At 37.4% G+C, this 12,259-nt stretch carries 8 protein-coding genes; 5 read left to right on the forward strand and 3 right to left on the reverse strand.

Translation table 11 applies throughout. The features are described from left to right. Nucleotides 1–77: 77 nt before the first annotated feature. Complete coding sequence (gene eptB / locus EHE21_RS02300) at nucleotides 78–1,769, reverse strand: kdo(2)-lipid A phosphoethanolamine 7''-transferase (RefSeq protein WP_194951733.1); 1,692 nt, start codon at nucleotides 1,767–1,769, stop codon at nucleotides 78–80. 531 nt (nucleotides 1,770–2,300) lie between these two features. On the opposite strand from eptB, the gene fdhF reads away from it, so the two are divergent. The 4 genes from fdhF to EHE21_RS02320 all read left to right on the forward strand — a co-directional run bounded on the left by fdhF (nucleotide 2,301) and on the right by EHE21_RS02320 (nucleotide 8,585). Then, nucleotides 2,301–4,445, forward strand: a complete 2,145-nt coding sequence (gene fdhF, locus EHE21_RS02305; RefSeq protein ID WP_194951734.1) for a formate dehydrogenase subunit alpha — start codon at nucleotides 2,301–2,303, stop codon at nucleotides 4,443–4,445. Between the two features lie 300 nt (nucleotides 4,446–4,745). Then, entirely contained in the window at nucleotides 4,746–6,323 is a 1,578-nt protein-coding gene (locus EHE21_RS02310) for a PTS transporter subunit EIIC (RefSeq protein ID WP_194951735.1), read from the forward strand. A 14-nt stretch (nucleotides 6,324–6,337) separates the two neighbouring features. After that, nucleotides 6,338–7,699 carry a 6-phospho-alpha-glucosidase gene (locus EHE21_RS02315; protein WP_099660037.1) on the forward strand — a complete coding sequence of 454 codons (1,362 nt, stop codon included), beginning with the start codon at nucleotides 6,338–6,340 and terminating at the stop codon, nucleotides 7,697–7,699. 109 nt (nucleotides 7,700–7,808) lie between these two features. Continuing rightward, entirely contained in the window at nucleotides 7,809–8,585 is a 777-nt protein-coding gene (locus EHE21_RS02320; protein ID WP_194951736.1) for a MurR/RpiR family transcriptional regulator, read from the forward strand. A gap of 20 nt (nucleotides 8,586–8,605) precedes the next feature. Here the strand turns inward: EHE21_RS02320 and EHE21_RS02325 are convergent, their stop codons facing one another. Together EHE21_RS02325 and EHE21_RS02330 are read right to left on the reverse strand one after the other, a co-directional pair. Continuing rightward, entirely contained in the window at nucleotides 8,606–9,493 is an 888-nt protein-coding gene (locus EHE21_RS02325) for a 2OG-Fe dioxygenase family protein (RefSeq protein ID WP_194951737.1), read from the reverse strand. A gap of 167 nt (nucleotides 9,494–9,660) precedes the next feature. Then, nucleotides 9,661–11,274 carry a sigma 54-interacting transcriptional regulator gene (locus tag EHE21_RS02330; protein ID WP_194951738.1) on the reverse strand — a complete coding sequence of 538 codons (1,614 nt, stop codon included), beginning with the start codon at nucleotides 11,272–11,274 and terminating at the stop codon, nucleotides 9,661–9,663. A gap of 415 nt (nucleotides 11,275–11,689) precedes the next feature. Here EHE21_RS02330 and hydN point away from each other — a divergent pair, with 415 nt between their 5' ends. Continuing rightward, nucleotides 11,690–12,247, forward strand: a complete 558-nt coding sequence (gene hydN, locus EHE21_RS02335) for an electron transport protein HydN (protein WP_194952573.1) — start codon at nucleotides 11,690–11,692, stop codon at nucleotides 12,245–12,247. Nucleotides 12,248–12,259 lie beyond the last annotated feature (12 nt).

The raw sequence follows: 12,259 nt of genomic DNA on the forward strand, positions 1-12,259 counted from the left end.
TATTTAAGTTAAGAATAATAAAAAACCCCATGCTTGATATTGAGCATGGGGTTTTGTCTATTGGTTATTACGAAAATTTAATTTTGGGTTGATGGTGTTTCACCAAAACAGAGGTTATTTTGATTGTTAATACCACCATCTGGAGATGAATAACCCAAGCAACCTAACATCGAATCAAAAATATTATGATGATAGAACGTGCGCTCTGCATCTTGATTACGTTTTAGGTTATCAAATAATTGCTTATTTTCAGGCTCTGCTAAATAGCTATCTGACATCCAAACTAAGAAAGGTACTTTAAATTGTTCTGGTGGTGCAATTTCTTTTGGTGTGCCATGTAAGCCACCTTTTTCAGAAATGGATTCTCCGTGATCGGAGGTATAAAACACAATGGCTTTTTTATCGCGTAATGTGTCGAGTATGCCATCAATAAAATAGTCGGTATAAAGAATAGAGTTGTCATAAGCATTCACTAACTGCTCTTTAGTACACTCATCATCCACGTTTAAACATTCAGGTTGATACTTTTTGAATGATTCAGGGTAACGTTGTGAATACATAAAGTGAGAGCCTTTAGTATGTAAAATGACGAGATGATTTCCTCTTGGATGCTGAGAAACTGCATTCGCCGTTTCAGCAATTAATAAGGTGTCATCAAGTTCTTTACCAAAATTGCTATTTTTGGCTGTCATCATCTCTTTCATTGCGTAGTTATTTAAATCAAGTTTATTGTAAAACCACAACTCGCTTTGCATTGAGAACAGCTCTGATGACATACCCAATTGGCTTAATACTGAAAAAATATTGTTCTCTTTTAATGTTCGCTGATCGTTACTTTCTGTTCCGTTTTCTCGAACAAACATACATTTTAAAGAGAGCTTTGTTGCGGTATCACAAGAAACACCTTTAAAGGCAACGAGGTTTTTCTCTTGGCTTAATAGCGGGTTTGTTTGACGTTCATATCCTAATAATCCCATATGATCCCATCTTGCTGTTTCACCAATAATAAAGACGACATACACATCTTCATTCGCCTTTGAAGATTGATAAGTAAAGTGATCGGCAGGATTAAAAATATTTTGGCTATTAAACGTATCGTCATACTGTGTTATTGCATATTGGAATAATGGAATAATCCAATTTGTAGGTAAATAGGCATAACTTAAGCCACCACTATAACTTGGCAGATCCAAATTATTTTTTATTTCATAGGCTTTTTGTTTTGAATCGAGTGTTTTTAAATAGGCAAAAACAGCCAGTGCAATCACCAACATTTTGGCGGTGTTCTTTATCCAGATTTTTTTCTTTTGTTGTGTCGTGAGATTTTTTTCTGGTTTTTTACATAGCCAAATAAGTGCTAATGGCAAAATAGATAAGCCAATAATCCAAATAATCACATTTGGACTAACTAGCTCTTTAGATAAATCTGTATCTGTAGTTAGTGTTGAAATGATAATGCCGTATCCAATGACTACATCATAAAAAGAAATATAGTAACTAGCACAAACACTCACGACGAGAATAAAAGAGGCAATTATTTTAAAAAAGAGAGTGCCGAAGAAAGAGAGTAATCGTAATAAGAAGAAGGTAAAGGCAATATTAACCGCAATTTCACCTAGGATATATAATGCATCAATGAGGGGGTTGTTTGTATTCTGTGTGCCGTATCGGCCAATGTAGACGGAAAGATTAAGAAAAAAACCAAGGTAGACAGCTAAAAAAAGGGCAATGTTTTCTTTCGAAAACCTTAAAAACTTTAGTTTTTGCATGTTCAATTATTATCAATTTATAAGGTGTAGAGGTCTTTAAGACCGCGAAGTTGTTTTCAGGTTCAGTATTATGTTCTTTTTTTTATTGAAGTTTAAAAATTTTTTATTTGAATTGCATTAATATCAAAATTATTAATTTTAAATAGTTCTAGTAGATAGGAATATTGATAGAGATATTAGAAGGTTGTCATCATTATATACGGCAAGACTCCGATAAAGGCAGATAAGAAAGCGTATTTATTATTTTGATCCCACAGATAAAATGAAGAAGCATAATTACGTTATAAGCGTTAATGCATAACGAATTTTGATAGAAACACTAATCGACATAAATATCGTCATTAGTGTCGAGCACTTCCTATTGTTTTAGTTTTCATTGTTTTCTTACTCACTCAATGTTTTTTATTTTTCTTTATTTTTCATTGCGTTGTAGAAAAGTAAAAAAGCGTGCTTATTTGGCACACTCTCTGCATAGATAGAGGAGAGAATCAGGTAATAACCTGAAAGTTGATGAACACAGGAGCAATGTTGATGAAAAAAGTCATCACGGTCTGTCCGTATTGCGCCTCAGGATGCAAAATCTACCTGAAGGTGGAAAACGGTAAAATCATTGGCGCTGAAGGAGCCAATGGTTTAACAAACCAAGGTGAGCTGTGTCTGAAAGGGTATTATGGATGGGATTTTATCCATGATACTAAGATACTGACTCCACGTCTTAAAACACCAATGATCCGTCGTGAAAGAGGCGGAAAATTAGAATCGGTTTCTTGGGAAGAAGCGATTGAGTTTGCGAGTAGCAAACTTCTTGCTATCAAAGAGAAATACGGTGCTAAATCTATTATGACAACCGGCTCTTCACGAGGCCCTGGTAACGAAGCTAACTTCGTTATGCAGAAATTTGCTCGTGCGGTTATCGGAAATAATAATATAGACTGCTGTGCTCGTGTCTGACACGGCCCTTCGGTTGCAGGTCTGCAGCGTTCGGTCGGTAATGGTGCTATGAGCAACTCAATCGTTGAGATTGAGGATACCAAATGTCTATTTGTCTTCGGTTATAACGCCGCAGACTCGCATCCTATTGTTGCTCGCCGTATTGTTAAGGCGAAAGAAAAGGGTGCCAAAATTATTGTATGTGACCCTCGTTACATCGAAACAGCACGTTTAGCCGATTTACACTTAGGCTTAAAAAATGGCTCTAACATTGCGCTATTAAATGCGATTGCGCATGTGATTATTGAAGAAGGATTGCATGATAAATCCTTTATTGAAAATCACACCGAGCAATTTGAAGAATATTGTAAATTAGTTGAAAGCTATACACCTGAATCCGTTGAAGAAACAACAGGTTTAAGTGCTCAAATTATTCGTGAAGCTGCGCGTATGTACGCGAAAGCAGAAACAGCAACAATTCTTTGGGGAATGGGTGTTACTCAGTTCTACCAAGGCGTTGAAACTGTTCGTTCACTGACTAGCTTGGCATTATTAACCGGTAATTTAGGTAAAAAATATGTCGGTGTTGGCCCTGTTCGTGGTCAAAATAACGTACAAGGTGCGTGTGATATGGGTGCATTACCTAATACACTGCCGGGTTATCAGTACGTTACTGACGAAAAAGCGCGTGAGAAATTTGCTAAATTCTGGGGCATTGAATCCATGCCTGATGAAGTGGGCTATGCGTTAAGTGAAGTCCCTCATAATATCGATCACGGCTTATTAAAAGCTCACTATGTAATGGGTGAAGATCCACTGCAAACTGAGCCTGATTTAGCAACCATCCGTAGAACGTTTGAAAAACTGGATCTACTGATAGTACAAGATATCTTTATGACCAAAACAGCAGCGATTGCTGACGTTATTTTCCCTGCAACATCATGGGGTGAGCATGAAGGTGTTTATACTGCGGCAGACCGTGGCTTCCAACGTTTCTATAAAGCCGTTGAACCTGTTGGTGATGTAAAAACAGACTGGCAAATCATCAGTCTGATGGCAACAGCAATGGGTTATCCAATGCATTACAACAATACCAAAGAAATTTGGGATGAGTTGCGTGAGTTATGCCCAATTTATTATGGTGCGACTTACGAAAAAATGGCGGACTTGGCTTATATTCAATGGCCTTGCCCAACAGAAGATAGCCCTGGTACACAATATCTGTACGAAGGCGGTAAATTTGATACCCCTAACGGTAAAGGTCAATTCTTTACTTGTGAGTGGGCACCACCAATTGACAAACTGTCTGATGAATTCCCAATGGTACTGGCAACAGTCCGTGAAGTTGGGCACTACTCTTGCCGTTCAATGACAGGTAACTGTAAAGCATTGGCAGCATTAGCAGATGAGCCAGGTTATGTTCAGTTAAATACTGAAGATGCCAAACAACTGGGTATTAAAGATCAAGAGTTAGTTTGGATACGCTCTCGTCAAGGTAAAGTGATTACGCGTGCTGCGGTCAGTGATAGACCAAATAAAGGCGCAGTATATATGACTTACCAGTGGTGGATTGGTGCTTGTAACGAACTCGTTGCAGAAAACTTAAGCCCAATTACTAAAACACCTGAGTATAAATATTGTGCAGTATGTGTTGAGCCAATCAAGGAACAGGCTCAGGCAGAACACTATGTGAAAACGGAATATAGCAATATTAAACGTCGTTTAAGAGAAGCCGCCGAGGGCTAATCTGACCTAATTAGTATTGTTTTTCTGCCTTAAGACCGAGTTTATTAACCTTGTGTTAGTAAGCTCGGTTTTTTTATGATTTTTTATTGTTGTCTGGACTTTTTCTCTTCTGCTTATCGTCGAAAAATCACTAAACTTTTGTCTGAATATTCACCATGCGTTGGCTCACAATAAAAAAAGTAACATGTTACTTTTGGCGTAATCCGTTTCTAAATCAAGTGGATAAATTGCTTTTTATTTAATGCCAGCGCAGGATGCTGTCATGGAAATGAGTGTAAGAAAACAACAACGAGATACCGTATGAAAAAACTCATTAATGCCCTACAAGCGTTTGGTAAATCCTTATATGGGCCAGTCTTGATATTGCCTATTGTCGGTTTATATATCGCTTTAGGTAATGTCTTTGGCAATGGCAATCTTGCGGAATATATTCCGTTTTTAAATCACCCGGTTATTCAAAGTATTGGGCAATTACTCGCAAAATCATCTGTTGCTATTTTAATCAATTTAGCACTGATCTTTGCTGTGGGTATTCCCGTTGGTTTAGCGAAAAAAGACAAAGGCTACGCTGGTTTAATTGGCTTAGTGGTGTTTGTTATTTTCACGAATGCCATGAATATTACGCTAACGCTACAAGGTAAACTGGTTAGCGCAGAAGAGATGCGAGCTGCTGGTCAAGGCATGGTATTAGGCGTCCAAGTCCTAGAGATGGGCGTATTTGCCGGTATTTTAACTGGGGCAATATCAGGGTGGCTTTATAATCGTTACTCAGGTCGTCAGTTTAACGGCATTATGGCTATCTACTCTGGTCACTGCTTTGTCGCCATTATTGCTATTCCATTCACCATTGCACTTGCTGTTTTAATGTGTGAAGTCTGGCCTTTTGCTCAGGCAGGTATTACTAAGATGGCGCTTGTTATTCATGATTCTGGTGCTTTTGGTGCACTGATTTATGGATTCTTAGAACGTATTCTTATCCCAACTGGATTACACCATTTAGTCTATACCCCATTTTTGTATACCGAACTAGGCGGTGTTGCTGATGTTTGCGGCACAACTTATCAAGGTGCAAGAAATATCTACTTTGCTGAAATGGCGTGCCCTGAGGTTAAACAACTCAGCAGCACTGTGATTTGGGATGCGCGCGGTATTGCTAAAATGTTCGGCTTAACTGCCGCAGCGGCTGCCATGATCTCTGTGGCTAAAAAAGAGAAAAAGCAGATGGCGAAGGCGATTTTAATTCCTGCGGCTGCGACCTCTTTCTTACTTGGTGTAACAGAGCCTCTTGAGTTTTCCTTCCTATTTGTTGCCCCTGTTTTGTTTTTAGTTCACGCCGTATTAACCGGTATTGGCATGATGCTGTTCTACCTATTAGGTGTTCATGCGATTGGTGCGAACGGTGTCATTGATTTCATTTTATATAACCTGCCGTTAGGCACTGAAAAATCAAATTGGCCTATGTATATCGTGGTGGGTTTGATTATGTCAGTTCTCTATTTCGTTATCTTTAGAACCTTGATTTTAAAACTCAATCTTAAAACACCGGGTCGTGAAGATGATGATGAAGAGACGCGTTTATACAGCAAAGAAGATTACAAGAAAAAAGCAGAAGCAGTCACTGCCTCTGAAGAAACCACTCAAACTATCAATGAGTTAGGTGAAGAGATTATTGAAGGACTCGGTGGACGTGACAATATTGAAGTGGTTGATAATTGTTATACCCGCTTAAGAGTCATTGTTAAAAATGTCGATGTAATTCATGAAGATATCTTGAAGAAAACCGGTGCTAAAGGCGTTGTGCGCCATGGTAATAATGTTCAAGTGGTTTATGGATTACATGTGAAAAAAATGCGTGAAGCGGTCGAAGCCGCACTTTAATAGGAGAAAGAAAGATGACTAAATCACCCTTTATCTTAAGTATTGCAGGCGGCGGAAGCACCTATACACCGGGAATTGTCAAAAGCTTAATGGTACGTTTAGAGGATTTCCCACTGAGTGAAATTCGTTTATACGACATCGATCAAGAGCGCCAAGATACCATCGCCCCTGTTGTTGAAAAAGTGATCCGTGATCATAGTGATACCATTAAATTTACAGTGACAACGGATGCAAAAACCGCATTTGATGGTGCTCATTTTGTGTTTGCTCAAATGCGTGTGGGTCAATACAAAATGCGTGAGCAGGATGAAAAAATTCCATTACGTCATGGTGTTGTAGGGCAAGAAACCTGTGGGCCTGGCGGACTTGCTTACGGTTTACGTACTATTTTACCTATGGTTGAATTAATTGATTTAGTTGAGGAATATGCCTCTCCTAAAGCATGGATTGTAAACTATTCAAACCCAGCGGCGATTGTTGCTGAAGGTGTACGTCGTTTACGTCCTAATGCTCGAGTATTGAATATCTGTGATATGCCTGTTGCGGCGATGCGTAATATGGCAGCCGTATTAAATGTTGATCGCCATGATTTAGATGTGGATTATTTTGGTCTAAATCACTTTGGTTGGTTCACTTCTGTACGTGTAAAAGGTGAAGAGAAACTGCCTGAATTACGTGAACATATCGCTAAATTTGGTCTTTTAACTGAAGATGCAGCTCAAACTGATCCACAACACTCTGATCCATCATGGGTGAAAACATGGCGTCATATTCAGCCATTAATGGAAGCATTCCCTGAATATATTCCAAACCCATATTTGCAGTATTACTTGATGCCAAATTATATCGTTGAGCATCAAGATCCAGATTACACCCGTGCGAATGAAGTGATGGATGGTCGTGAAAAACGCTTATTTGAAGCTGCGCGTGAATACAAAGAGACCGGTATTTTACCTGATGCTTTCCACGTTGGCGTTCATGGTGCCTTTATTGTTGATGTGGCATGTTCTTTAGCCTTTGATTTACGTCAGCGCCATTTAGTGATTGTTGAAAATAAAGGTGCGATTGCAGATTTACCTTATGATGCAATGGTCGAAGTGCCAGCATATATCACTTCTCACGGACCAGAGCCTATTCGTGTTGGCGACATCCCGCGTTTCCATCGTACTTTGTTAGAGCAACAATTGGCATCAGAGCAATTGTTAGTGGAAGCAACCCTTGAAGGTAGCTACGAGAAAGCACTTGAGGCGTTCACACTGAATAAAACAGTGCCAAGTGTGATCCACGCTAAGAAGATCCTCGATGATATGATTGAAGCAAATCGTGAGTATTGGCCTGAATTACGTAAAGCTTATGTAAATGGTAAGCGTGTTTGATCTCAAGACTTGCTGTTAATGAGTAATTGAATAAGAATGCTGTTCTATCACCAGAACAGCATTTTCCTTTTATGTTGGTAAGGACGATGTATCAATTAAGGTAACAGGTATGTCGGCACGATTATCATCTTTACTATCAAGAGCAGCAGAATTAACCCGTGCAGAATATCGCATCCTTTCTTATCTAATTGATAATCCGACACAAGTCGGCAAGCTGACCATTAGAGAACTTGCACAAGCCAATTTTGTTTCGACAACCACTATTATGCGTCTTTGCCAGAAATTAGGTTTTTCTGGTTATAGTGAGCTGGTGTATTACTGCAAACAGTTGTTATCTACGGCTGAAAAATCCCATCAACTGAAAAGTGATGAAAATGAGGTAGCAGAGCCTCTTTTTGATCAGTTTTTGGCGAACTATTTAAAAACTTTCACCTTAATTTCAGATGAACGAAGACAAGCTTTTGCTGATTTAATTAACAGTAAGAACTCATTTTTTATTTATGGTGCAGGTTTTTCTCATATATTTTCAGAATATATCAGTAAGCGGTTACAGCTGATTGGTAAAGATGCTTTTCTTTCTGGACTGAGTGACAGTAAGAATATCTTTATTAATAATGCGTCACGCTATACGGTTTTTATTGCGATATCTCGTAGCGGAGAGACAGAACAAGTTGTTGAAAAGGCGAGAATAGCCAAAAGTATTGGTATGAAGGTTGTTGCCTTTACTCGAGCAAGTGCCAATCCGTTGGCTGAACTTGCTGATATTCATTTCCCCATTTATGACGATGCAGTGAATTATCATTGTGACACTATCGAGAGCTCGTCTTTTGAATCAAACCTTGTCTTGATGATTGATTTATTACTCAGCCGAGCTCAACGATTTTAATTTATGCGATGATGCTTTAATTAAGCGACTGACTGATTTAAATAAAGCGTTAAAGGTAAGTCAGGATGTGAATTCATCGAATCAAATTTATGTGATGGATGAGAATCAACGGTTGGATAGCGAGATAACAAAACGATAAAATCTTGGTAAGCCTGATTTTTATTATCATGAGTAAAAATAGGTGTACCGCTATGATTTAATTCATTATCTGCAATTAATAGAACATCAAGATATTGCGCATTATTGTGTTCATAAAGCACATTTTCAGGGTTAACTTCTTGCCAAGGTGTTCCTATGGCTTCTTTCGGTGAATGAACACGTAAAGCCCCTGTATTATCTTTAACGTTATTCTTATTCATCATCACAATCATGGTGTGATCAACGCCATCTTTATGAACTCCTTCAATTGAAAGTTCACTTAAAGAATCTGGTTGGGCAATTAACCTTAAATGGAAAACAGTAGATATTGATTTAGGCGAATTTTGATCTGTTAAGTGACGTGGTGTAAATGTATTACCCTGAATTAATAGCATTTTTAATTTTAATAACGCTTGATAAGCTGTATTGCTCTGCCAGCGATCATCAAGTGCTCTAAAATGCCGTTGAGCGCCACTATCTTCACGAATAAATCCATCTTCTTCAGTGAGAACAAAAGGTTGATACTCTAGTCTGGAGATCGTTGCTATATCATTATCAAAAAGGTAGCGTCCAGTTCGAGAGTGACGAAATGAAAGCGTTGGATCTTGTGCTAAATAGTCACCATATTCCATTAGTGCATTAATATCTTTTTCTTCAGCACCTAATTGTTTTATTAAATCAATGACAATATCTTGAGGAATAAAAACATATTTATTATTTTTGTATTCTTTTCTTATTTCACTAATTTTATTTATAAACAGGCTATTCATATAATATGCTCCATTGATGGTTTATATTATTAATAATTAATTAGAGGAATAACTAATAAAATATAATCAACTAGATTATAGATAGAGATTAATAAGTTTCAAATTGATGAAAAAAAAGAGTGTAATTAATTTATTACACTCTTTTTAAATAAGTAATTATTTCAGAATTAAAGTATTTCTGGAATTGAAATGCCTAAACGTTGCATCCGTGATAATAACGTTGTTCTTTTTAATCCTAATTTTAAAGCAGCGCCTCTAGCACCAGCAACCACACCATTGGTTTCTCTCAATGCTTGAATTATCCTTTCTCGCTCCTCATCATCACTTTCTGGCGCATTAGTTTGCATACGCTTTTCAATAGATGAAGGTTGAGATAGTACCTGTTTTAAACGAGAGGGCTTATTAATATGAAGCTCTTTTAACTGAAGATTTAATGTTGATCCTCGCGTTAAAATAACTGCGCGTTCAATAATATTTTCAAGTTCACGAACATTACCCGGCCATGGATAAAGTGTTAATTGTTCCAATGCATTAGCTGGAATACAATCTATTTTTCTATCCATTCTTCGCGCAATTTTTTGCGTGAAATGTTTTGCTAAAAGCGGGATATCTTCAGGTCGCTCTCTTAGGGGAGGAATAATAATAGGAAAAACATTAAGGCGATAATAAAGATCTTCTCTAAATTCACCTTCATCCGTTAAATCATGGAGATCTTTATTGGTTGCTGCGATAAGTCTAACATCCACAGGAATAACTTTATTACCACCTAATCTTTCTATTTCACGCTCTTGAAGTACACGAAGCAATTTAGGTTGTAATTCAATGGGCATATCACCAATTTCATCTAAAAATAGCGTGCTTTTATCCGCCATTTCAAATCGACCAATATGCGTATTTGTTGCACCTGTAAATGCACCTTTATCGTGACCAAAGAGGTCGCTTTCTAAAAGACCAGAAGGTACTGCTGCACAGTTCATTTTTATCATCGTCTTATTTTTTCGCTGGCTTAGACGATGAATAGCGCGTGCAATTAATTCTTTACCAGTACCCGTTTCACCTAATATAAGAACGGTACTATCACTTTGTGCCACTAACTCAATTTGTTCGAGCACATTATGCATAGCATCGCTTTGATAAATAATCTCACTAAAGCATGCATTATTATCTATCTGTTCATTAAGCCAAATATTTTCATTCTTTAAACTATCTTTTAAGTGCGTTATCTCTTCATAAGCGGCGGCATTTTCAATGGCAATACCAATACGTGCCGCAATTTGTTGAAGCAATTGGCAAGTATCGTTAGTAAAAACACTTCCTATTTCATGCGCTAAAATTAATAAACCGAGAGGTTTATGATTAAAAGCCAGTGGCAATAACAAAGCCGTCTGCATATTTTGCTTAACTAGACGCTTAATCAAAACATCTTCCTGATCTTCTTTATTAATATCAATTAAGACAGGTTTATTCTGATTAATAATTTCTTCGGCTTTGTTATTCGCGCTACTAAATTTACGTTGTTGACGAATGACAGATTTCCCAGTCTGATAACGACTAGAATAAAGAATACCTTCATGACTATTTTGTGATGAGGTACGGCATAACATAAGACTAATATGGTTCAGTCCAAAAAAACGATGTATTTCTTTAGAGACTTCAGAAATAAGACCATCCATGTCTAGATGAGCTAATACAGAATTTGTGATATCAACCAATATTCGATATTGGTTACGCTCATTACGAAGGCTCTCCATAGTTTCAGCATTGTTACTGCTTAATTTCATGACACCACCGATTGCCCTAAAAAATTAGCTATATTGTAGTAGGTTTATAATAAAATTATATCAATGACTGAATCATTTTTGATCCAACCCGCTATTTTTGTATATGTAATGAAACTTAAGAATATAAACGTATCAAATCACTATATAATCAAATATATAGCGATTTATTTTATCGTCAAAATTGTCGAATAATTTGACGAAGTGACTTATTTATTAATTAATAATCATTTTTATTTGAAAATTATTTAATTGAAAAATAAGGAATAGTTACATCAAAAATATATTGGCATGAACCGTGCTAGATTCATTCTATTGATACTCTAATTATTACTCTTAATTAGAATAACGCGTTGCATTTATCGCCATATATAACGGCTATATAACAGCTATATATAACAAAAAGCAGGAGAATATGATGAACCGTTTCATCATTGCAGACCCTAAAAAATGTATTGGTTGCCATACTTGTGAAGTGGCTTGTGTTGTGTCACATCAGCAAGCAGACCAAGATAATTTAGCCATTGACCAAATTAGTGAGCAAAATTTCCAACCTAGAATTCATGTGATCAAAGGATTCTCAATCAGTACAGCAGTTGTTTGTCACCAATGTGAAGATGCCCCTTGTGCCAATGTGTGCCCAAATGGCGCTATTATTCATAACAAAGATTATTACTATGTCGATCAGGAAAAATGTATCGGCTGTAAAACCTGTGTACTGGCTTGTCCTTATGGCACGATGGAAGTGGTTTCTCGTCCTGTTATGCGCAAATCAACTGCACTTAATGCGATTGAAGCATTTAAAGCAGAAGCAAACAAATGTGATTTATGTCACCACCGTGAAGCGGGCCCTGCATGTATTGAAGTCTGCCCAACTCACGCTTTAGTGTGTATTGATAGAGATACACTTGAAGAAATGGTTAAAGAGCGTCGTCGTAAAGCTGCTTTTGACACCGGTGCTGAATTGTTGTTCTAAGATCAATAATAA

Source organism: Proteus sp. GOKU, from assembly GCF_015475555.1.
In the GTDB taxonomy this organism is placed as follows: domain Bacteria; phylum Pseudomonadota; class Gammaproteobacteria; order Enterobacterales; family Enterobacteriaceae; genus Proteus; species Proteus mirabilis_B.

Bases quoted from the DNA above. Each gene is read 5' to 3' on its own strand.
- hydN (WP_194952573.1), top strand. From the start codon at position 11,690: ATGAACCGTTTCATCATTGCAGACCCTAAAAAATGTATTGGTTGCCAT.
- EHE21_RS02320 (WP_194951736.1), top strand. From the start codon at position 7,809: ATGTCGGCACGATTATCATCTTTACTATCAAGAGCAGCAGAATTAACC.
- EHE21_RS02315 (WP_099660037.1), top strand. From the start codon at position 6,338: ATGACTAAATCACCCTTTATCTTAAGTATTGCAGGCGGCGGAAGCACC.
- EHE21_RS02325 (WP_194951737.1), bottom strand. From the start codon at position 9,493: ATGAATAGCCTGTTTATAAATAAAATTAGTGAAATAAGAAAAGAATAC.
- EHE21_RS02310 (WP_194951735.1), top strand. From the start codon at position 4,746: ATGAAAAAACTCATTAATGCCCTACAAGCGTTTGGTAAATCCTTATAT.
- EHE21_RS02330 (WP_194951738.1), bottom strand. From the start codon at position 11,274: ATGAAATTAAGCAGTAACAATGCTGAAACTATGGAGAGCCTTCGTAAT.
- eptB (WP_194951733.1), bottom strand. From the start codon at position 1,769: ATGCAAAAACTAAAGTTTTTAAGGTTTTCGAAAGAAAACATTGCCCTT.